This is a genomic window from Gordonia amicalis, from assembly GCF_022059885.1.
GTDB lineage: Bacteria > Actinomycetota > Actinomycetes > Mycobacteriales > Mycobacteriaceae > Gordonia > Gordonia amicalis.
In genome coordinates this window covers 1,605,835-1,627,099 of record NZ_CP091855.1, presented here as the reverse complement: position 1 = coordinate 1,627,099, position 21,265 = coordinate 1,605,835, and the positions used below count along the sequence as shown (strand labels likewise).

The 21,265-nt window shown below is 68.4% G+C and carries 17 protein-coding genes and 2 pseudogenes; 6 read left to right on the top strand and 13 right to left on the bottom strand.

Translation table 11 applies throughout. The features are described from left to right. Positions 1-60 precede the first annotated feature (60 nt). Positions 61-961, bottom strand: a pseudogene (locus IHQ52_RS07475) (AraC family transcriptional regulator). On the opposite strand from IHQ52_RS07475, the gene IHQ52_RS07470 reads away from it, so the two are divergent. After that, on the top strand, positions 938-2,080 hold the full coding sequence (locus IHQ52_RS07470; protein ID WP_210738393.1) for a cytochrome P450: 1,143 nt from the start codon (positions 938-940) through the stop codon (positions 2,078-2,080). The pseudogene IHQ52_RS07475 and the gene IHQ52_RS07470 overlap by 24 nt on opposite strands. Before the next feature lie 5 nt (positions 2,081-2,085). Further along, positions 2,086-3,112: pseudogene (locus IHQ52_RS07465) on the top strand (2Fe-2S iron-sulfur cluster-binding protein). Between the two features lie 181 nt (positions 3,113-3,293). On the opposite strand, the gene IHQ52_RS07460 reads toward IHQ52_RS07465, so the two are convergent. The 3 genes from IHQ52_RS07460 to IHQ52_RS07450 form a co-directional block, all read right to left on the bottom strand. Continuing rightward, a complete protein-coding gene (locus IHQ52_RS07460) occupies positions 3,294-4,457 on the bottom strand; it encodes an acyl-CoA dehydrogenase (protein ID WP_006437571.1) in 1,164 nt (387 codons plus the stop codon). 159 nt (positions 4,458-4,616) lie between these two features. Next, the gene (locus tag IHQ52_RS07455; RefSeq protein WP_006437570.1) at positions 4,617-5,315 is read right to left on the bottom strand and encodes a TetR family transcriptional regulator; all 699 of its coding nucleotides are present in this window, start codon (positions 5,313-5,315) and stop codon (positions 4,617-4,619) included. Positions 5,316-5,534: 219 nt separating this feature from the next. After that, positions 5,535-7,214 (bottom strand): AMP-binding protein, encoded by a 1,680-nt coding sequence (locus IHQ52_RS07450; RefSeq protein WP_006437569.1) that lies wholly within the window; start codon positions 7,212-7,214, stop codon positions 5,535-5,537. 217 nt (positions 7,215-7,431) lie between these two features. Here IHQ52_RS07450 and IHQ52_RS07445 point away from each other — a divergent pair, with 217 nt between their 5' ends. The 3 genes from IHQ52_RS07445 (at position 7,432) to IHQ52_RS07435 (ending at position 11,569) form a co-directional block, all read left to right on the top strand. Then, on the top strand, positions 7,432-9,483 hold the full coding sequence (locus tag IHQ52_RS07445) for an acyl-CoA dehydrogenase family protein (protein WP_006437568.1): 2,052 nt from the start codon (positions 7,432-7,434) through the stop codon (positions 9,481-9,483). Positions 9,484-9,843: 360 nt separating this feature from the next. Continuing rightward, positions 9,844-10,758, top strand: a complete 915-nt coding sequence (locus tag IHQ52_RS07440) for a manganese catalase (RefSeq protein ID WP_006437567.1) — start codon at positions 9,844-9,846, stop codon at positions 10,756-10,758. Positions 10,759-10,849: 91 nt separating this feature from the next. Then, positions 10,850-11,569 (top strand): hypothetical protein, encoded by a 720-nt coding sequence (locus IHQ52_RS07435; RefSeq protein ID WP_006437566.1) that lies wholly within the window; start codon positions 10,850-10,852, stop codon positions 11,567-11,569. On the opposite strand, the gene IHQ52_RS07430 is transcribed toward IHQ52_RS07435, so the two are convergent. From IHQ52_RS07430 to IHQ52_RS07390, 9 genes are all read right to left on the bottom strand, one after another. Continuing rightward, the gene (locus tag IHQ52_RS07430; RefSeq protein WP_024500048.1) at positions 11,551-12,159 is read right to left on the bottom strand and encodes a hypothetical protein; all 609 of its coding nucleotides are present in this window, start codon (positions 12,157-12,159) and stop codon (positions 11,551-11,553) included. The two genes, IHQ52_RS07435 and IHQ52_RS07430, sit on opposite strands and share 19 nt — an antisense overlap. Next, a complete protein-coding gene (locus IHQ52_RS07425) occupies positions 12,156-12,599 on the bottom strand; it encodes a hypothetical protein (RefSeq protein WP_006437564.1) in 444 nt (147 codons plus the stop codon). The genes IHQ52_RS07430 and IHQ52_RS07425 overlap by 4 nt, the downstream gene beginning before the upstream one ends. Beyond that, entirely contained in the window at positions 12,596-13,399 is an 804-nt protein-coding gene (locus tag IHQ52_RS07420) for a hypothetical protein (protein ID WP_024500049.1), read from the bottom strand. The genes IHQ52_RS07425 and IHQ52_RS07420 overlap by 4 nt, the downstream gene beginning before the upstream one ends. Positions 13,400-13,465: 66 nt before the next feature. Next, complete coding sequence (hemB, locus tag IHQ52_RS07415) at positions 13,466-14,443, bottom strand: porphobilinogen synthase (RefSeq protein ID WP_006437562.1); 978 nt, start codon at positions 14,441-14,443, stop codon at positions 13,466-13,468. Between the two features lie 111 nt (positions 14,444-14,554). Continuing rightward, positions 14,555-16,240, bottom strand: a complete 1,686-nt coding sequence (locus IHQ52_RS07410; protein ID WP_006437561.1) for a bifunctional uroporphyrinogen-III C-methyltransferase/uroporphyrinogen-III synthase — start codon at positions 16,238-16,240, stop codon at positions 14,555-14,557. Positions 16,241-16,289: 49 nt separating this feature from the next. Beyond that, entirely contained in the window at positions 16,290-17,234 is a 945-nt protein-coding gene (hemC, locus tag IHQ52_RS07405) for a hydroxymethylbilane synthase (RefSeq protein WP_006437560.1), read from the bottom strand. After that, on the bottom strand, positions 17,231-18,607 hold the full coding sequence (locus IHQ52_RS07400; protein WP_006437559.1) for a glutamyl-tRNA reductase: 1,377 nt from the start codon (positions 18,605-18,607) through the stop codon (positions 17,231-17,233). Before IHQ52_RS07400 ends, hemC begins: the two co-directional genes overlap by 4 nt. Then, positions 18,604-19,431, bottom strand: coding sequence for a redox-sensing transcriptional repressor Rex (locus tag IHQ52_RS07395; protein WP_006437558.1), 828 nt, complete (start codon positions 19,429-19,431; stop codon positions 18,604-18,606). The genes IHQ52_RS07400 and IHQ52_RS07395 overlap by 4 nt, the downstream gene beginning before the upstream one ends. 146 nt (positions 19,432-19,577) lie before the next feature. Beyond that, complete coding sequence (locus IHQ52_RS07390; RefSeq protein ID WP_006437557.1) at positions 19,578-19,832, bottom strand: glutaredoxin family protein; 255 nt, start codon at positions 19,830-19,832, stop codon at positions 19,578-19,580. A 260-nt stretch (positions 19,833-20,092) separates the two neighbouring features. Between IHQ52_RS07390 and IHQ52_RS07385 the strand changes: the two genes are divergently transcribed. Next, positions 20,093-21,247 (top strand): HAD family hydrolase, encoded by a 1,155-nt coding sequence (locus IHQ52_RS07385; protein ID WP_006437556.1) that lies wholly within the window; start codon positions 20,093-20,095, stop codon positions 21,245-21,247. Positions 21,248-21,265: the final 18 nt, after the last annotated feature.

Genomic DNA, 21,265 nt, shown 5'->3' with positions numbered 1-21,265 from the left:
AATAAGCGGGAGGGAAACGGCTCCGCGGGAACGGGATTCGTGCCGAACTGGGCGTCCGGCTCACCGACGACGATGCTCCGACGGCGCGATCCCATACCTCTTCCGGTAAGCGGCAGCGAACCTGCTCGCACTCGAGAATCCCCACCGCGCAGCGACTTCGGCGACAGTTCCGGAATCATCCGACGACGTCAGGTCGGCGCGTGCCCGACTCAGACGAATGTCGCGCAGCGTCTCCGTGGGGGTGGCGCCGACATGCTCGGCGAAACCCTCCTGCAGTCGCCGCAGGCTCGATCCGTCGACCTCGGCCATGTCTGCCAGCCGCCAGTCGCGAGCCGGATCGTCGTGCAACGCGTCGAGGACCCGCTTCACCATCCGCGGTCGCAGGCCGGTACCGGCCTCCTCCGGTGAGACCGCCAGGATAAACGCGCTGCTGACCGCACTGGCGAGTTGCGGACCGACGAGGGGGGTTCGCAAGCAGGGGGTTCGCAAGCAGGTCGGCCGGTTCCCGAAGCTGCGCTGTGAGCGCGCGGACGAGCGCGAACCACGACTTCTCGTCGGGCCCGCTGAGGTCGATCTGGTCCGGGAGGAGAAGTCTCGAGCGAAGTGGGGCGGCCCGGACCCGATCGGCCTCACGCTCGAGGTATTCGGCGTCGAACTTCACCCCGACGACCTGGCAGTCGGCAGACCATCGGGTGATGAGGGACGGCCGGTCGGCGGCGAACACGGTGGCCTGCCCGGCCTCCGACGTCGTGCGGACCGACCCGGCGCGTGACTCCAGGACGCCACTGACGGGGATGTTGATCTCGTAGGCGTCGGGGTAGTCGCAGGCGATCGACACCTCGGTTCCCCAGTTCAGCCGGCCGATTGTGACCGGGCCCAGGTCGACGGTCTGCAGATTCAGCTCGAGGTGGTCGGGCGACGACAGCGCGGTCAGCTCATGCGGGAAGTACACCTGCTCGATGGCCCGGTGTGCCGCCTCCCAATCACTGGTCTGCGTGCCACCACGGCCGACATCTGCCGCTCGATCGCCACCAGCCCCGACTTCGAGGCCGTCATCACCAAGGCCGGCGGACGCACATTCGGCCACCCTGCCGTCATCGGTGTCAACGGACCGATCCACGACGACCTCCGTTCCATGGTCGATCCCGCCCTGCAGCCACAGGAGGTCGACCGCTGGATCGACGATCTGGTCCGCCCGATCGCGCGCCGCTACCTGAGCGAGTTCGAGGACACCGGGCGTGCCGAACTCATCGCCCAGTACTGCGAGCCCGTCAGCGTCCGCGCTCTCGGCGACCTGCTCGGACTGCACTCGGTCAGCTCGGACAAGCTGCGCGAATGGTTCCACAAGCTGTCGAACTCGTTCACCAATGCGGGCGTCGACGAGAACGGCGCGTTCACCAACCCCGAGGGATTCGCCGAGGCCGATGCCGCCAAGGAGGAGATCCGCTCCATCGTCGACCCCCTGCTCGACAACTGGATCGTCAACCCCGACGACAGCGCGATCTCCCACTGGCTGCACGACGGCATGCCCGAAGGTCAGACCCGCGACCGCGAGTACATCTACCCGACCCTCTACGTCTATCTCCTCGGCGCCATGCAGGAGCCCGGGCACGCGATGGGCTCGACGCTCGTCGGGCTGTTCAATCCACCGGACCAGTTCGAGCGAGTCATCGACGAGCCCGCCCTGATCCCCCGCGCCATCTCGGAGGGCATGCGGTGGACCTCGCCGATCTGGTCGGCGACCGCCCGCATCAGCACGAAGGACGTGGAGGTGGCCGGGGTCGAACTCCCCGAGGGATCAGTGGTGCTGATGTCCTACGGCTCGGCCAACCACGACCACGCCGTCTACGACGCCCCCTCGGAATTCGACCTCACCCGACCCCCGCTGCGGCACCTGGCATTCGGCGCCGGCAACCACGCATGTGCGGGTATCTACTTCGCCAATCAGGTCTGCCGGATCGGGCTCGAAGAACTGCTCGAGGCAATCCCCAACCTCGAGCGCGACACCGGCTCCGACGTCGAGTTCTGGGGCTGGGGCTTCCGCGGCCCGACCTCGCTGCACACCACCTGGGAGGTGTGATCATCATGTGCAGCTCAGACACCTTCACGGTCGAGGCCGGGAAGTCGTCGGTGCAGTGCGGACCGGACCAGAAGATGCTCGATGCGTTCCTGCGCAACGGGGTGTGGGTCCCGAACTCGTGCAACCAGGGAACCTGCGGCACCTGCAAGGTGCGCGTCGTGCGCGGAACCGTCGACCACCCACCGGCCCCGGACACGGTGCTGTCGATCGCCGAGCAGGAACAGGGTTTCGTGCTCTCCTGCCAGACCACGCCCGCCTCCGACGTCGTCATCGACCCGCCGGCCGAAGAAACGGGCTCACCACGACATGTGTTGCGCGACATCGCCGGAACCGTCGGTGCCGTCACTTCGATTGCCGACGACACCGTGTCGTTGACGGTACTCTTCGACGAGCCGCTGGAGTTCACGGCCGGCCAGTACGTCGAGCTGACGGTGCCGGGAACCGTTGAGACACGGCCGTATTCGATGGCCAATCCGCCGAGCGAACCCGACAAGCTCGAGTTCCACATCCGGCGACAGCCCGGCGGGTTGGCGACGGAGGGCTGGATCTTCGAGTCTCTGGACGTCGGCGACCCGGTCACGAATGTCCGGCCCGTGGGGCGATTTCTGCTACGAGCCGGAGGAGTCCGGCGTCGGGTTGGTCCTGCTGGTCGGCGGGACCGGCCTGGCTCCGCTGAAGGCCATCGCCCGGGCAGCGCTTCAGGACGACCCCGAACGTGAGATCCACGTCTACCACGGCGTCCGCACCCGGGCCGAGCTCTATGACGTCGACTTCTGGGAAGGACTTGCGACCACCTATCCCGCTGTCCGGTACATCCCGTGCCTGAGTCGCGAACAGTGGCCCGGGCGAACCGGATACGTCGGTGACGCGATGATGGAGGACCTTCCGTCCTGCCGGAATCACGCCGCCTATCTCTGCGGCCCACCCGCGATGGTCGAGGCGGGGGTCAAGGCACTCAAGCGCCGGCGCATTCCGCCGCGTCGTATTCGGCGGGAAAAGTACACCCCGGCCGTGAGTCTCGCCGCGGTGTGAGCCAAGCCGCGACCACTCTCCGCGTGCAGGTTTCCCTCCCGCCCAACCTGTTTCCCTTCCGCTTTTCGGATCTAATCAGCGGAAGGGAAACGGCTCCGCGGGAACGAAAACGCCCCGCCGGCACAAGCCGACGGGGCGAATCGCGTTGGTTTCGACGCGGCTCAACCAGCGGTGTGGGTGATCAGCGAAGCAGCGCGCGGCTCATGACGACGCGCTGGATCTGGTTGGTGCCCTCGTAGATCTGGGTGATCTTGGCGTCGCGCATCATGCGCTCGACCGGGAAGTCGCGGGTGTAGCCGGCGCCGCCGAAGAGCTGGACGGCATCGGTGGTGACCTCCATGGCGACGTCGGAGGCGAAGCACTTCGACGCCGAGCTGATGAAGCCGAGGTTCTTCTCACCGCGCTCGGCGCGGGCGGCCGAGGTGTAGACCATGAGGCGCGCGGCCTCGACCTTCATCGCCATGTCGGCGATCATGAACTCGACGCCCTGGAACGAGCTGATCGGCTTGCCGAACTGCTTGCGGTCCTTGACGTATTCGATGGCCTTGTCGAGCGCACCCTGGGCGATGCCGACGGCCTGGGCGCCGATGGTCGGGCGGGTGTGGTCGAGGGTCTGCAGGGCGGTCTTGAAGCCGGTGCCCTCGTCGCCGATGATGCGGTCGAGCGGGATGGTGCAGTCCTCGAAGTACAGCTCCGCGGTGGGCGAACCCTTGATGCCGAGCTTCTTCTCGAGCGGGCCGACGGTGAAGCCGGGGTCGTCCTTGTGGACCATGAACGCGGAGATGCCGTTGGCCTTCTTCTCCGGGTCGGTCACGGCCATGACGGTGTACCAGGTCGACTTGCCGCCGTTGGTGATCCAGCACTTGGAGCCGTTGAGGACCCAGTTGTTGCCGTCCTTGCGGGCGCGGGTCTTCATGCCGGCGGCGTCGGAACCGGCCTCGCGCTCACTCAGCGCGTACGAGGCCATGGCCTCGCCGGAGGCGATGCCGGGCAGCACCTGCTGCTTCAGCTCGTCCGAGCCGTTGAGGATCAGGCCCATGGTGCCGAGCTTGTTGACGGCGGGGATCAGCGACGACGAGGCACACACGCGGGCGACCTCTTCGATGACGATGCAGGCTGCGATCGAGTCGCCGCCCTGGCCGCCGAACTGCTCGGGGACGTGGATGGCGTTGAAGCCCGATGCGTTCAGCGCGTCGAGGGCCTCCTGCGGGAAGCGCGAGTTCTCGTCGACGTCGGCGGCGTGCGGCTCGATCTCCTTCTCGGAGAGCGCGCGGATCGCCTCACGCAGAGCGACGTGCTCCTCCGGAAGCTGGAAGACGTCGAAGTCGGGATTTCCGAAACCCATGACAACTCCTCACGGCACGGGGTGCCAAATTGGTGGTTACTTACCAGTGCATCACGGCACTCAGTGCCATGTCAACGCGCCGCGACACAGCGGGAATGCCACCCACGTCATCGATTCTCCTCGCCGGGTCCGGCGTTGTCCCGAACCTGCCCCAGATGCTCAGGGTTTTCGCAGCTCATCGGCCACACGACGGGCCACCTCGTCCGGCGACGTCCCGGCCGGATAGGTCACAACGGTGACCTGCTGCTGCAGCAACTCGGGATCGCCCACGGCACCGCCCTCCGAGCCTCGGGCACCGAGTGCCACCGCGATCCGGGCGAGCTCGCGGCGCAGGCGTTCGAGGGTCGCGTCGGCGTCACCGCGGATCATCTGCCGGAGCAGATAGTTGTGGGTGCCGGTGATCGCCGCGACGTAGGCCACGATGTGCACCGGCGGCTCGTCGGGCAGTCGCCGACGCAGGAACTCCTCGAAGGCGCCCTGGTAGCGGTAGGTGGTGACGAGCTCGCGATCACGCAGCGCCGGGACCTCCTGCACCACCTGGGCGCGTCGGACGGCCAGATCGCGGTCCCGTTCGAAGTGCCGGAACACCACCTCGGCCGCAGCACACACCGCCGACCAGGGATCCCCGACGTACGACGCCAGGGTGTCGTCGACCTGACCCAGCAGGGACTCGTGATCGGCGAAGATCACGTCCTCCTTGGACCCGAACTGCCGGAAGAAGGTGCGACGGGACATCCCGGCGGCCGACGCGATCTGCTCGACCGTCGTCGACTCGTAGCCGTGTTCGCTGAACAGCCGGATCGACTCGGCGACGACGCGCATGCGGAAACCCGCGCTGTCGACATCGGCAACTGACATGGGTCAAGTATCACCACATGAGCGCCCGCACGGGCGCACCACCCGAATCAGTAGCCGGCGGAACGATGTTCCCGGCGCCCGAATGCACCGGTCGGCCGCGGGCTCACGTCGAGGCCGGCGTCCGCCCGGAATCCACGACGCGGCCCGAGACGCGACCGTTTGCCCGCGAGGTCTCGAGCAGTGACCGGTTCTCGACTCGGATTGGGTTGCTGCGACGCCTCATTCGGCGCGGGCACGGTCACGCAGCTCGCCCTTCAGGACCTTGCCGGTGGGGGTACGGGGGAGTTCGTCGGCGAAGATGATGTCGCGCGGCACCTTGTAGCCGGCGAGCAGTCGACGACCGTGCTCGATGAGCTCCTCGCCGGTCAGCGTCGCACCCGGCTGCAACAGGACGTAGGCACGCGGCCGCTCTCCCCACTTCTCGTCCGGTACACCGATCACCGCGACGTCGACGACGGCGTCGTGACTCACCAGCGCCTGCTCGACCTCGATGGTGGAGATGTTCTCACCGCCCGAGATGATGATGTCCTTGGCGCGGTCGCGGAGCTGGATGTAACCGTCGGGATGCATGACGCCGAGGTCGCCGGTGTGGAACCAGCCGCCCGCGAAGGCCTTTCGGGTCTCGTCCGCGTCGCGGAAGTATCCGGCCATCACGTTGTTGCCGCGCAGCACGATCTCGCCCATGGTCTCGCCGTCGGCGGGTACATCGACCAGCGGCACCTGCTCGGGCACCACCACGCGGGCCGTCTCGGCCTGCACCATCCCCACGCCCTGGCGGGCGAGCTTCGCAGCGCGGTCGGCGGGTTCCAGTGCGCTCCAGGCTTCTTGATGCTCACAGATGGTGTACGGGCCGTACACCTCGGTGAGGCCGTACACGTGGACCACGGTCACGCCGATCGCCTCGAGGGCACCGATCACGGTCGGCGACGGCGGCGCCCCCGCGGTGGTGATGTGCAGCGGACGGTTCAGAAGATGCGCCCGCGGCGAGCCGACGATGGTGGTGCAGACCGTCGGCGCACCACACATGTGGGTGACGCCGAGATCGTCGATGGCGTCCCAGATGGCGTCCGCGCGGACGGCCCGCAGGCAGACGTGGGTGGCGCCGGCATGGGTCACCGCCCACGGCGTACACCAGCCGTTGCAGTGGAACATCGGCAACGTCCACAGGTAGCGCGACGACCCGGTGAACTGGTTGTGGAAGGTCTCCCCGAAGGAGTTCAGGTAGGCACCTCGGTGGGTGTACATGACGCCCTTGGGTTTACCGGTGGTTCCCGACGTGTAGTTGATCGAGATGATCGCGTTCTCGTCGTCGACCGTCCAGGCGATCGGCGCCGGATCGAGGTCGTCGGCGGCGGTCAGGTGGTCGTCGTAGGAGACGAGGCCGTCGATGCCGGCGTCGGCGACGGGACCGGGGGTCACACCGAACTCGGGGTCGGCGATCTCGACGACCGTCTCGACCTCGGGCACCTGACCGATGATCGCGGAGACGGTGTCGCGGAACTCCGCGTCGAAGTAGAGGGCCTTGGCCCCGGAGTGCTGGAGGATGTAGACCAGCTCGGGTCCGGCGAGCCGCGAGTTGAGTGCGACGAGGACGCCCCCGGCGAGCGGCACCGCGTAGTGCGCGATCAGCATCTCGGGGATGTTGGGGGCCAGGTAGGCCACGCGGTCCCCCGAGTGGATCTTCGTGGCGAGGACGCGAGCGAGGCGCTGCACGTGGTCGGCGAACTCGGCGTAGGTGAGTCGACGCTGCCCGTAGAGGATCGCCGCGCGGTCGGGGAAGACCGCCGCCGAACGTTCCAGGAAGCGCAGCGGGCTCAGTTCGGAGCGGTTGGCCCCGCCCCATTCCGTGGTCGACGGGCCAGCGCCCGTCGCAAATGCATCGGGCGTGGAGACCGACATCGTTCCTCCGTTTTCTCGCGACCGTGTGACCGGGCCCGAGGTTGTGACGGCCCATACGTGCGACGGCGATCTAGGGTACTGATCACATCGAAACGCCTGCACCCTCCGAAGAGGGGGTTCGAGCCCGACACCGTGACCGGATTGGTGCACGCACCGGGCCCGTAGCGGGCACCACAAAATATGGGACGGAGCCCTGCGCACTACGTACGGTGGATCCATGGCAACTCCCACTGAGAGTCTCACCCCGTCGCGACCCACTCCGATCGCCAAGGAACCAACCGTCGATGATCCGGTCGCCCCGGCCGAAGTCTCCGCCGACGACGAACTGTCGGCCGACGAACGGGCGTTGCTCGTCGACAACCTCCGGTTCGTCCTCGACGGACGCTGGCGTGCCACCAGGGAAACGGTCCGCGAGAACTCCAACCGAGCCGATCTGCTGCCCGACTCCTCCCGCACCCTCGGCGAATCGCGTGCCCACACCCTCGAGGTGATGCGCGAACTCGCGTCGCAGGGCTTTGCTGCGGCCGGCTTCGCGTCCGACCACGGCGGCACCGGCGACATCGGCGCCTCGATCACCGCCATCGAGATGCTCGGATATGCCGACCTGTCGCTGATGGTGAAGGCCGGCGTGCAGTGGGGGCTGTTCGGCGGTGCCGTGGAGAACCTGGGCACCAAGCGCCACCACGACAAGTACGTCCCGGGCATCATCAACATGGACGTCCTGGGCTGCTTCGCGATGACCGAGACCGGTCACGGCTCCAACGTGCAGGCCATCGAGACCACGGCCACCTACGACCGCGACACCCGCGAATTCGTCATCCACTCCCCCACCCCGTCGTCGCGCAAGGACTACATCGGTGGGGCGGCCGAACACGCCCGCTTCGCCGCGGTCTTCGCCCAGTTGATCACCGGCGGTCCCGACGAGGAGCCCGAGGGACGGGGCGTGCACTGCTTCGTCGTGCCGATCCGCGACGAGGACGGCAACGATCTGCCCGGCATCACCACCAGCGACTGCGGCCACAAGGGCGGTCTCGACGGTGTCGACAACGGCCGCATCATGTTCGACAACGTGCGGGTCCCGGCGGAGAACCTGCTCAACCGCTACGCCGACGTGGCCGAGGACGGCAGCTACAGCTCGCCGATCGATAACACCAACCGTCGCTTCTTCACGATGCTCGGCACCCTCATCCGTGGGCGCGTGAGCGTGGCCGCAACCGCGGGTGCCGCGGGCCGCAAGGCATTGACCCTCGCCACCCGTTACGGCCTGATCCGCAAGCAGTTCGAGGCGCCCGACGCCACCGACGAGATCACCGTTCTGGACTACCTGGGCCACCAGCGAAAGCTGTTGCCGCTCATCGCGAAGTCGTACGCCATCGCATTCACCCAGAACGAGATCGTGGCCGAACTGCACGAGGTCCAGTCGGTGGCGCCGGACGATTCCGACGCCGGCCGGCAACGCCAGTTGGAAGGACAGGCCGCAGGCCTCAAGGCCTACGCGACCTGGCACGCCTCACATTCGATCAACGTCAGCCGCGAGGCCTGCGGCGGCGCAGGATACCTGGACGAGAACCAGCTTTCGATCATCCGCGGCGACATCGACGTGTTCACCACCTTCGAGGGTGACAACACGATCATGATGCAGCTCATCGCCAAGGAACTGCTGTCGTCGTATTCCGATGACGTGCAGGGCCTTTCGGCGGGCGGATGGGTCCGTTTCATCGCCGGGATGGCGCGCGACGTGGTCGCCGAGAAGACCGCCGTCCGCCAGGTGGTGCAGACGCTGCTCGACAGCTCCGACGAGGACACCGAGAAGTCGGCGCTCACCGACCGGAGCACGCAGATCCGGTTGTTCCGCAACCGCGAGGACCACCTGGTGCGCACGTGTGCACAGCGGTTGCGACGTGCGCTCGACGACGAGAACGACGCCTTCGACGTCTTCAACAACGCGCAGGACCACCTGCTGAAGGTCGGGCACGCGCACATCGAGCGGGTAGTGCTCGAAGCGTTCGTCGAGGCGATCGAGAACTGTGATTCCCGTTCTGCTGCAGAACTGTTGGGCAAGGTGTGCGACCTGTTCGTGTACTCCGCGCTCGAAGCCGACCTGGCCTGGTTCATGATGCACCGGCACATCTCGGTGGAGCGGGCCAAGGCGGTCCGGCGCGGCGTGAACGAGCTGTGTCAGGAACTGCGCCCGCACGCACGTTCGCTGGTCGACGCGTTCGGCGTTCCCGAGGAACTGCTGCGTGCGCCGATGCTCGAGAACGGCTGACCCGACCACCTGCGCGACCCTGCATCGATCCGACCCCACCGCGTCCGGCCTGTACCCGCACAGGCCGGGCGCGGTTTCTTCGATGTTCGGGTTTGAATTGTCACAACCCGGGCACACTGCTCCCGACGCCGCTGTGAAAACACCCGCCGCGACGTGACCCGGACGGTCTCGCACTGCGCCGCTGGGTCGACTCGGCCCAGGACGTGGACGCGAATCGTCCTGGGAACAGAGCACACTCGTCGCCGACAGGGGTTCGCTGCTTCGCGCGGCCACTGCGATCAACACTGCCCGCAGAAAGCCCGTCGTCGTCGACGCCTCTCGCTGGCTCGCCGCCCACCCAACACGACTGTCAGGGGAATCATGTTCCGCCACACCGATTACATGCAGTTCGACGTCAAACCCGAGAAGCCCGACCCCGTTTACGCGCGCAAGCTGCAGGAGCTGCTCGGCGGCGCCTTCGGCGAGATGACCGTGACGATGCAGTACCTCATGCAGGGCTGGAACTGCCGCATGAAGGGCAAGTACAAAGACCTGATCATGGACATCGCGACCGAGGAGATCGGTCACGTGGAGATGATCGCCACGATGGTCGCCCGCCTCCTCGAGGGCGCTCCGGTGACCGACTCCACCGCCAACGCCCTCGGCGATCCTGTGGTCGCCGCGGTCCTCGGCGGCAGCGATCCCACCCAGGCCGTCTTCTCCGGTGGCGGCCCGCGCCTCGCCGACAGCAACGGCGTGCCGTGGAACGCGGGCTACATCGTGCACAGCGGCAACCTGCTCGCCGACTTCCACGCGAACGTCACGGCCGAGGCGCAGGGTCGCGTCCAGACCGCGCGACTGTGGCACATGACCGACGACCCGGGCGTGAAGGACATGCTGCGGTTCAACCTGGCCCGCGACACCTATCACCAGAACCTGTGGCTGAAGGCCATCGAGGAACTCAAGGCGGACGGCCTCGAGGGCACCATCGCCCCCGACGACCTGTTCGACGAGGAGTTCAGCGAGCACGCGAGCACGCTGTGGCATCTGTCGGACGGTGCGGACTCGGACAAGGGCGGCTGGGCGAGCGGTCCCACCCCTGACGGGAAGCACGAGTTCAAGTTCCTCGCCGATCCGCAGCCCCTCGGCGACCGCCAATCCGGCCCGCCGCCGGATCCGAAGCTCTATGCGACCTACGATGGCGCCATGGGGACCCCGCAGAAGCCGAAGTTCGGCACTGAGAAGGGTGTCATGGGCAAGATCAAGGACGTCGTCGATCCCGATCCGACCGGATAGAGACCCGTCGCCGGTGCGGCAGCCCGCGGACTCCCCGAGCGTTCGCGGCCTGCCGTGCCGACGGCGGTGTCGCCCGATCTACGGAGGTGCCATGACCGACCTGCCCGACCTCATCACGACGCCGTTCCGCTGGCTCGGTGCGCTGCGGCACGCGCGGGTGTTCCATCCCGACGGTCTGCTGTGCGGGGGCCAGGCGTCGGTCTCCGGGGACCACCCGCTGCCCTTCCGCTCCGGGCCGGTCACGGTCCGTCTGTCGAAGGGAATCGGCACCCCGGGCGGCCTGCCCGACATCGTCGGCGTGGCCGTGCGGTTCCCCGCCTCGGCCCCGACGAACGTCCCGGCCGACGCCCCGACGCCGGCGAAGGGCACCGGCCACGCCGCGTCCGGCGCATGGGACCTGTTGCTGGCCGGACCGGCACCGCTGTCCGGCCGCCTCCCCGTCCCGCTCCCGGCCACGCACTGGGCCCCGACCGCCGTCTCGAGCCTCACGCCCTACCGATACGACGGCGAGCTGTACTGGATTCGTGCCCGCATCATCGAGCCGACCGGGCCGTCCGGTCTGGATGTCGAGAATCTCGCCGCGTGCCTGCGCACCAAGCGGCCGGTCGTGATCATCCTCGAAGCCGGGTGCAGGCGATTCGTTCCCCTGGCCCGGATCGAACTCGACCACGTGCTGACCGGGCTCGACATCGACTTCGATCCGATCCTCCACCGTCCCGACGGGGTCGAGTTCGCGCCGTCATGGCTGGGTGACCTGCGTCGACGCGCCTACCGCGACAGCCGGAAGGGACGTCACTCGGTGGTGTCCTGATCCTTCTCCTCGGATCTTCCGGACTCGGGCTCGCCGGCGTCCGCTTTCCGGCCAGAGGGCGGTAGCCCCATCCGCACGGCGGCGTGGGCCTGCGCGAGTTCACTGCGGAACACCTCGACGTCCCGGGCCCAGGCCTGCGCGAGTTTCCCGGAGGTCAGCCGCACCCCCACACCTTTCCGGCGTCGCGGCACACCGTGGAGTTCACCGAGCGCCGGAGCACTCTCCCAGTCCTCGGGCGTCGGCGAGTTGTTGGGCGGGTAGATCTCCTCGATGTCGGCGAGCGGGGTCGTCACCGCGCCCTGACGCAGCGTCGTCTCCGTGAGTTCGACGCTGACGTGTCGTCGCGCCGCGGTCACCTGGACGAGCGAGAAACCGAACAGGATCACGAGGAAGATGATCAGGACCGGCCAGTGCACCTGTCCAGGTCCGACGATCTCCATGACGAGGACCGCGAGGACGAGCGCGGGACCGATGAGGACCACCCACCTGCTCCCGCCGGGTTCGTAGAACAGGACCTCACCCGGATCCGTTCCCGGATCGGATTCGCCGGGTTCGGTTCCGTCGACCGGGTCTGGCGCCTCGTCGGTCACGGCTTCTTCTTGCGCTGTGTGCGCTGCTTCTTGGGTTCGGGCGCCTTGCCCGTGTACCAGGTCTCCGAGTCCGGCCGGTAGGCCAGCAGCGACCCGAAGAGACCGATGATGGCGGCCAGCAGTGCCAGGGCGAACACCGGCGATCCGAGGCCGACGCTGAGGAACAGCAGCATGGCAACGACGACGAGCGTCAGCGCCGACAGGGACGACCGCCACCGGGCATCACCGGTGAACGCCTTGCTGCCGAGCAGGATGTAGGCGACACCGACGAGCAGGACGAGTATGCCGAGCATCGCCGAGGCCATCGACCCGGAGTCGTCGACCGCGGACAGCACCACGACGAGGACACCGAGAAGGGCCAGGAGCGCTCCCGACACCACCCAGCACCGGTAGGCCCAGACGACGAGTTTCGGACGCTTCGCCGGGTCGGGACTTGTCACTGCTTCTTCGGTCCTTCGCTGTCGGAGTCGGTGTTCTCGGGGTTTGGGCTCTCGGGCTTGCGGAGGTCGGGTGTTCCGGCGCCGCCGGCCTCGGATGACCCGCCGCGGGCGGCGGCCTCGGGTGAACTGTCACCATACGGTGTGTCACCGGGCTGCGTCCCCGGCTGTGACGGGTTCTGGCCGTACGGGTTCTGGCCGTAGGGGTACTGGCCGTACGGGTTCTGGCCGTAGGGGTTCTGGCCGTACGGATACGGCGGTGCGGGCGGCGGCACCGGCCGGGGCTTGCGCTCTTCCGCCATGCGCCGGCAGTACTTCTCGGAGTCGGCGCGCATCAACAGCACGGTCGCGCCGAGTGCGGCGACGCCGCTGATGACCAGGGGCACCATCGCCCACGCCGGGTCGGTGTCGCCGAACAGGGAGAAGACCAGGTTGACGACGATGTAGACACCCATCGCACCCAGCACGATGCGGGCCCAGTTGTAACCCTTGCGCGTGAACCACACGACCAGCGCGGTGATCGCGGTCAGGAACACCGACATCGCGACGAGGATCCCGATGACGAAACCCGACGACGTCATGAACTGCAGCTGGTCCTCGGAGACGCCGTTCGGCGGGTTGTCGCGGACCTGATCACGGACGAGGTCGACGAAGGTGCCCGTCTGCGCGAACAGCGCGACGACCTGTCCGACGACGACCACCGCCCACAGTTCGACGGCGATCGAGATCGAATCCGGGATCCTCGGGCGCAGCTCCGCGTCGGACTCTGACGAGGCGCGCATCGGGTCGAACGGTGCGGACATGGCACCAGCCTAGTGGGACGCGTCACCGGCCCGCGCACACGTCCGGCGAGGTCCCGTGCGGAAGGGTCAGGACAGCCGGTTCGCGACCTCGGTGGCCCAGTAGGTCAGGATGACCGACGCTCCGGCACGGCGGATCGAGGTCAGCGACTCCAGGATCGCGGCGTCGCGGTCGATCCAGCCCCGCTCCGCGGCGGCCGTGATCATCGCGTACTCACCGCTGATCTGATAGGCGGCGACGGGGACGTCGCTCATCTCGGCGACATCGAGCACGATGTCGAGATAGCTCATCGCGGGCTTGACCATCACCATGTCGGCGCCCTCCTCGAGATCGAGGCGCACCTCCCGCAGCGACTCGATCCGATTGGCCGCGTCCTGCTGATAGGTGCGTCGGTCGCCCTGCAACGACGAGCCGACCGCCTCCCGGAACGGCCCGTAGAAGGCCGACGCGTACTTGGCGGAATAGGCCAGGATCCCGGTGTCGGTGAAGCCCTCGGCGTCGAGTGCGTCGCGGATGGTGGCGACCTGGCCGTCCATCATCCCGCTCGGCCCGAGGAGCTGGGCCCCGGCGCGGGCCTGCGCCAGCGACATCGACACGTAGCGGTCGAGGGTCACGTCGTTGTCGACGCGTCCACGGCCGTCGAGCACGCCGCAGTGCCCGTGGTCGGTGAACTCGTCGAGGCAGGTGTCGGCCATGAGGACCGTCGAGTCACCGAGGTCGTCGGTCAGCGCGCGCAGTGCCCGGTTGAGGACTCCGTCCTCGGCGTCGGCACACGAGCCGGCCGCGTCCTTGTCCTCCGGACGGGGCACGCCGAACAGCATCAGACCGCCGACGCCGGCCTCGACCGCCTCCGCCGCGGCGGCGCGCAGCGAGTCCAACGTGTGCTGCACGACGCCGGGCATCGACGAGATCGGCTTCGGCTCGTCGATGCCGTCGGCGACGAACATCGGCAATACGAGTTGCCTTGGCGCGAGGGTGGTCTCGGCGACCAGCCGACGCATCGCCGGCGTGGTGCGCAACCGGCGGGGACGGATCACGGGCGGCATGTCGTCTCCTTCGTCTCCCGGGCCCTTCGAGGCTCGTCGACTTCGATTCACTCCTTCGTCGCTCACTCAGCCCGGCGGCTATCGCTCCTCACACCTCAGGGAGCAGGGCGGTCACGAACGCGATCGACGGGACTTCTTGCGCGGCGGGGGCAGTGCGCCCTCGGCACGGAGCCGGGCGGCGTGCTCGGCGAGCGCGTCGACCAGTTCGAGGACCGAGGCGTTCTCCGGCTGGACGTCCACGCGCAGACCGAATTCCGTTGCGGTCTCGGCGGTCTTGGGGCCGATGCACGCAACGATGGTGCGCGCGTGCGGCTTTCCGGCGATGCCGACGAGGTTGCGGACCGTCGAGCTCGAGGTGAAGCAGACCGCGTCGAAGCCGCCAGTCTTGATCATCTCGCGGGTCTCGGCGGGCGGCGGTGCGGCGCGCACGGTGCGGTACGCGGTCACGTCGTCGATCTCCCAGCCGCGGTCGCGCAGCCCCTCGGAGAGGGTCTCGGTGGCGATGTCGGCGCGCGGCAACAGGATTCGGTTGACCGGATCGAACACGTCGTCGTAGGGCGGGAACTCTTCGAGCAGGCCCAGCGAGCTCTGCTCACCCGACGGCACGAGTTCGGGGTTGATACCGAAGGAACGCACCTTGTCCGCGGTGGCCTCGCCGACGCAGGCGATCTTCACACCGGAGAACGCACGGGCGTCGAGTCCGAACTCGGCGAACTTCTCCCACACGGCGCGGACCGAGTTGGTGGAGGTGAACACCACCCACTGGTAGCGACCGTCGACGAGTCCCTTGACCGCGCGCTCCATCTGCGCGGGACTGCGCGGCGGCTCGACTGCGATCGTGGGCACTTCCTTGGGCATGGCGCCGTGGCTGACGAGGCGGTCGCTCATGTCACCGGCCTGATCCTTGGTGCGCGGCACCAACACGGTCCAGCCGTAGAGGGAACGCGACTCCCACCACGAGAGCTTGCCACGCGAACCGACGACCTTGCCGACGGTCACGACCAGCGGTCCGGTCAGTGCGTTGCCCTGCTCGTTGAGGGTGGCGAGGGTGGCCTCGATGGTGCGCTGAGCGCAGGTGGTGCCGTTGATGGTGATGGCCGCAGGGGTCTGCGGCGCCATCCCGTGCTCGGTCAGCGCGCTCGCCGTCTCGGCCAGGTGGCCGGAGGTGGCGTGCAGGACCAGCGGGCCCGGGGCGGCGGCCAGGGCGGCCCAGTCGACCTCGCCGCGCACGTCGGCCTCGGTGTGGGTCGAACCCAGCGGCATGCCGGCGTAGCTCGGGACGACCGAGGCGGCGGGCAGGCCGGGCAGCACCTCGAAGGTGACCGAGTGCCGGGCCACGGCGTTGACCTCGGCGAGCACCGAATCGGTGGTCAGCGGATCGCCGGCGACGACGCGGACCACGTCGTCACCGTTGCGAGCGGCGGCCACGAGGGTCTTGGCGACCTCGGTCGGGTCGCCCAGCGCCGGACGAACCACCGACTCCTCGTCGGACTGGCCGGCCTCGGGTGCGGCCGCGGCGGTGGTGCCGTCGGACGACGCGGTGCCGGCGGCGTCGGTATCGGCTTTCTCGTCCGCCTTGTCTGCCTTCTTGGCCGACCGGCGGGTGTTCGGTGCGGGTTCTTCGCGGTGTGCGCTGCCGATCAGCGACACCACGGCAGCCGGCACATCGGGATCGATGTAGGCCGTGGTCGCATTGATGATCACGGTGCGCGCCCGCACGGTGAGCAGATCGGGATCACCTGGACCCGACCCCACGAACAGGATCCGTCCGGGATTTGCCTTCTTCGTACGGCTCATGGGTTCGCACTCTCCTGCCCTCGCGTGGAGGGCTGCAGTTCGTTCTCTGCTAGGGAGAGTTGACGAGTTCGCCCGCTCCCAGCTCCAGCAGTTCGGCGGCGAGATCATTACCCAGTTGGACGGCCCGATCGACCGGGCCCACCACCGAAGCGCGGATCACATCGGATCCGTCCTCGGCCGCCACCGCCGCACGCAGCGACAGTTCGGCGAAGATGCGCCCGTCCTCGTCGATCGACTCGACCACCTCGGCGATCGCTCCGACCGGTGCGGTACATCCGGCTTCGAGAGCCGCGAGCACCGACCGTTCGGCCTCGATGGCCGCCCGGGTGGACGGGTCGTCCAACTCGGCGAGTATTCTCACCAGTTCGGCATCGTCTGAGCGGCACTCCACAGCGAGAGCACCCTGCGCCGGAGCCGGCAGCATGACGACCGGATCGAGCGCTTCGGAGACCACTTCGGTCCGTCCGATCCGCACGAGGCCGGCGCGGGCGACCACGACTGCGTCGAGTTCGCCGCTGGCGACTTTGCCCAACCGAGAATCTAGGTTGCCTCTTAGGGGGCGGATTTCCAAACCGAGACCCAATGCTTTAAGCTGTGCCGCCCGGCGGGGCGCCGAGGTGCCGACCACCGACCCCGGCGGTAGCTCCCCGAGCACCAGCCCGTCCCGGCTGACCAGCGCATCTCGCGGGTCCACGCGGGTCGGGACGGCCGCGATCGTGAGGTCGTCCTCGGGAGCGGTCGGGAGGTCCTTGTAGGAGTGCACCGCGACGTCGACCTCGTCGTTGCGGAGTGCGACGCGGATGGCGGTGGTGAAGACCCCGACGCCGATCTCGGCGACCGGTGCGGCCGACGCGTCACCGGCGGTCTTGATGATCACCAGCTCGGCCGGGTGCCCGGCGTCGGTCAGCCCGTCGGCGATGGTCTGGGCCTGGGTGGTGGCCAGCAGGGAACCCCGCGTACCGACCCGGATCGGCGCGGTTCGAGTTTCGCTCATCGGTCACCCTGCTCGCCGGCCGAGTCCGTGGTCCCCAGCCGATCGGGCGCCGAGACCGACTCTGCAGCACCTGGTTTGAGCTCGAACAATTCGCGCAGCGCCTCCGCGTAGTGGTCACCGTTGGGAGTCGACGCCAGCTGCTTCACACGCACCGTCGGTGCGTGCAGGAGCTTGTCGACGACGCGTCGGACGGTCTTGGCGACCTCGTCGCGCTGATTGTTCTCGAGGTTCGGGAGCCGGGTCTCGAGACGCAGGATCTCGGCCTCGACGACGTCGGCGGCGCGCTGACGGAGCGCTGCGACGGTCGGCGTGACCTCGGCCTGACGCTGATGGGTCAGGTAGTCGGCGAGCTCGGCGGCGACGATCGACCGGGCCGCGAGCGTGTCGTTCTCGGCGGCCTGGGTCTCCGAGTCGCCGCGCAGACCCTCGATGTCGACGACGTGCACACCGGGCAGGCGGGCCGCGGCCGGATCGACGTTGCGTGGCAGCCCGAGGTCGCAGATCACCATCGGCGTGGTATCCCCGCGGAGGTTTCGCTCGGCGAGAGCCGAATGCACGGCACCCACACTGACCACGGAGCCGACCGAACCGGTACAGCTCACCACGACGTCGGCGGCGGCCATGGCGGCCGGCAACTGGTCGAGGCCCACGCCGTGCACGGTGATGCCGTGGTTGGCGGCGATGTTGTCGGCCAGGTGGCGCGCATTCTCGACCGTGCGGTTCACCACGGACATCTCGGTGACGCCCTCACGGGCCAGCTGGGCGGTCGCGAGACCACCCATGGCGCCCGCACCGACGACCACCGCGGTGCGCAGGCGGTGCGCCCCGGTCGCGGGATCGGTCAGCAGCGACTTGGCGCGATGCAGGGCCACCGACACCACCGACGCGCCGGCACGGTCGATGCCGGTCTCGGTGTGCACCCGCTTGCCCACCCGCAGCGCCTGCTGGGCCAGTTCGTGCAGGACACGTCCGGCCGAGTCGTTGGCGTCCGCGCTCAGGTAGGCGTTGCGGATCTGGCCGAGGATCTGCTGCTCGCCGACGACGAGCGAGTCCAGGCCCGCAGCCACCGTGAAGAGGTGCTCGACAGCGGCCTCGGAGTAACGCACGTAGGCGTGCCGGGTCATGTCGTTGACGGTCATGCCCGAGTGGTCGCCGAGGACCTCGCCGACCGCCTCGAGAGCCGGGTGGAACGCGTCGACGACCGCGTAGATCTCGACGCGGTTGCACGTCGACACGACCATGGCCTCGGAGATCGCCCGTGACGAGAGCAGCTCGTCGACCAGCTTCGGACGGTCGTGGTCGGAGACCGCCAACCGCTCGAGCACCTCGACCGGCGCACTGCGGTGCGACACCCCGAACAACAGAACACTCACGCTGTCACCGTTTCTTCACCCATTGCGTTTCCGCGGCGCCCATCGGCCGCCTTCACCTCGCGAGGCGCACCGACGTCGCTGCGTGAGGAGATCTTGAGGTCGTTCCGTGGGGCCTGTGTCGTGCCACGGGATGCCTGGAACGCCAACACCTGTAGTTCCAAGGCTAGATCAACTTGTCTGACGACGACATCCGCCTCCGTCGTCAGGGCCACCGGGGTGACGTTGAGCACCTGCCGGATCCCGGCGCCGACGAAGGCATCGAAGGCACTTCGGGCGTCCTCGTCGGCGGTGGCCACGACACCGATCTCCACCGCGGGCTCGACCTCGGCGCAGACCGACGCGATCTCGGTGAGCGGGGCGATCCGCGGCCCGCCGACCTCGAACGATGTGCCCGCGAGGGCCGGATCGGCGTCGAACATCGCCGCCACGCGGAACCCACGACCGAAGCCGGTGTGGGCGAGCAGGGCACGTCCGAGCTGCCCCGCACCGGCGAGGGCGACCGTGTGGATGCTGTCCGTGTGCAAGGTCATCGAGATCCGTGCGGTGAGACGACCGACGTCATATCCGACGCCGCGCACACCGTTCGCGGCGACGTAGGAGAGGTCCTTGCGGAGGATGGCCGGGTTCACGCCGGCCGCGGTGGCCAGTTCCCCGCTGGAGGCCACCAGGATGCCGCGCTGACTGAACGAGCGCAGGACGTGCAGATAGGTGGCCAGCCGGGCCACTGTGGGCGCCGGAATGTCCGTTGCGACCTCCGGGGCCGGCGGTGGCAGTGCGGACGCGGGAGGCTCGGCGTCGCCCGGCTTCTGACGATCGGCGCCCACGCTCACCTCCACTCCCCTTCACACACCACGACCCATCGAGGATACAACCCCCTGTGAAACTCTTCACATGGACCCTCATGATTCGCCGGGCTGTGTTAGACATCATCGTTTCTACGCGATGGCGGATCGTCGCCGGACCGGCCGGTTCAGCCCTGACGGGTGAGGTCGGCGCGTAGTCGGGGCTCGTCGACCTCCCAGTAGCTGTGCTCGTCGCCGTCGAGCAACACCACCGGCAGCCGGTCCCCGAATTCCGCACGGATCTCGGGGCGGCCGTCGGCCGCGGCGCGGTCGACGTCGACCTCGGTGAACTCCACTCCGAGCTCGCCACAGATCCGCGTCAGATCGCGACGAGCAGTCGCACACATCTGGCATCCCTCACGGGTCAGCAGTTCGACGGTCATGCCGACCATCCTCCCAGCGCTGCCTGTCGCCCACGACGCGACCCCGATCGCCCACGCCCGGCCGTACCCACACGACTGCACGCTGTCCGACTGGTCCGTGTGAGACGCCTCCGAGGGGCCGGCCACGCTCGCCTCGAGGCGATTTCCGGCGGTTCCCCGAGGACCTGAGACGCCGGGCATCCACCTCACCGGCGACGAGGGGCGGTCCGGCTAGGCTGGTCCGCGCAGGCAGTGCTGGCGCCAAGCGTGGGAGGTGGGCAGTGGGCAAGACCCCGAGCCCGGGAGACGAGCAACCCGACAACACACCAGATGGTCCTGCGCACGACACCACCGGACCGGATGCCCTGGGTGACGAGAGCTTCGCCGCCACCCCGCTCGACACCGGTGACGACTGGGAGTCGCAGGCCGCGCGCATCGATTTCGACGACGACTTCGACGAGGACGCCGAACTCCACGACCTCACCGACGACGAGTCCAACCGGGTCACCACGTGGATCTCGCAGCGTGCCTCCGCGGCCACCGGCCGATTCCGCCAGACCGCGCACGAGCTCCGCCAGACCCTCGCCGGCGAGGCGAGCGCGAAGGCCGCCGTCGATTCGCTCCGGCTGCGCGAACCGTCCGACGTCGAGCCCACCGAGACCCCGCGGGACCTGACCGCGGCCGCCTTCTTCGACGTCGACAACACCCTCGTCCAAGGCGCGTCGATCGTGCACTTCGCCCGCGGTCTCGCCGCACGGAAGTACTTCACGTACAGCGACATCATGGAATTCGCGTGGACCCAGGCGAAGTTCCGGATCACCGGCAAGGAGAACGCCCGCGACGTCGCCGAGGGCCGGGACAAGGCGCTGTCGTTCATCGCCGGCCGGCAGACCTCCGAGCTCGCCGAACTCGGCGAGGAGATCTTCGACGACTACATCGCCGACAAGATCTGGCCCGGCACACGCGCTCTCGCACAGCGACATCTCGACGCCGGCCAGCAGGTGTGGCTGGTCACCGCGACACCCGTCGAGCTCGCGCAGACCATCGCCGGCCGACTCGGACTCACGGGTGCGCTGGGCACGGTCGCCGAGAGCGTCGACGGCGTGTTCACCGGACGCCTCGTCGGCGACATCCTGCACGGGCCCGGCAAGGCCCACGCGGTGCGCGCACTCGCCATCCGCGAGGGCCTGAACCTCAAACGCTGTACCGCTTACTCGGATTCACACAACGACGTCCCGATGCTGTCGCTGGTGGGCAAGGCCGTCGCCATCAATCCCGACACCGACCTGCGCGACGTCGCAAAGGTCCGCGGATGGGAGATGTACGACTTCCGGACAGCGCGCAAGGCGGCGAAGTACGGTGCCGGTACCGCCATCGTGCTGGGAGCCGCCGGTGGCGGTGCCGCGGCCGCCGCACGATTGCTGCGGCACCGCTGACCGAGCCTCGTCGCGGCG

Excerpts from the sequence above, each read along its gene's own strand:
- IHQ52_RS07445 (WP_006437568.1), top strand. The coding sequence starts at position 7,432 with ATGGCAACTCCCACTGAGAGTCTCACCCCGTCGCGACCCACTCCGATC.
- hemB (WP_006437562.1), bottom strand. The coding sequence starts at position 14,443 with ATGCCGCCCGTGATCCGTCCCCGCCGGTTGCGCACCACGCCGGCGATG.
- IHQ52_RS07470 (WP_210738393.1), top strand. The coding sequence starts at position 938 with ATGCGGGAAGTACACCTGCTCGATGGCCCGGTGTGCCGCCTCCCAATC.
- hemC (WP_006437560.1), bottom strand. The coding sequence starts at position 17,234 with ATGAGCGAAACTCGAACCGCGCCGATCCGGGTCGGTACGCGGGGTTCC.
- IHQ52_RS07420 (WP_024500049.1), bottom strand. The coding sequence starts at position 13,399 with ATGTCCGCACCGTTCGACCCGATGCGCGCCTCGTCAGAGTCCGACGCG.
- IHQ52_RS07410 (WP_006437561.1), bottom strand. The coding sequence starts at position 16,240 with ATGAGCCGTACGAAGAAGGCAAATCCCGGACGGATCCTGTTCGTGGGG.
- IHQ52_RS07435 (WP_006437566.1), top strand. The coding sequence starts at position 10,850 with ATGACCGACCTGCCCGACCTCATCACGACGCCGTTCCGCTGGCTCGGT.
- IHQ52_RS07455 (WP_006437570.1), bottom strand. The coding sequence starts at position 5,315 with ATGTCAGTTGCCGATGTCGACAGCGCGGGTTTCCGCATGCGCGTCGTC.
- IHQ52_RS07460 (WP_006437571.1), bottom strand. The coding sequence starts at position 4,457 with ATGGGTTTCGGAAATCCCGACTTCGACGTCTTCCAGCTTCCGGAGGAG.
- IHQ52_RS07440 (WP_006437567.1), top strand. The coding sequence starts at position 9,844 with ATGTTCCGCCACACCGATTACATGCAGTTCGACGTCAAACCCGAGAAG.
- IHQ52_RS07390 (WP_006437557.1), bottom strand. The coding sequence starts at position 19,832 with ATGACCGTCGAACTGCTGACCCGTGAGGGATGCCAGATGTGTGCGACT.
- IHQ52_RS07450 (WP_006437569.1), bottom strand. The coding sequence starts at position 7,214 with ATGTCGGTCTCCACGCCCGATGCATTTGCGACGGGCGCTGGCCCGTCG.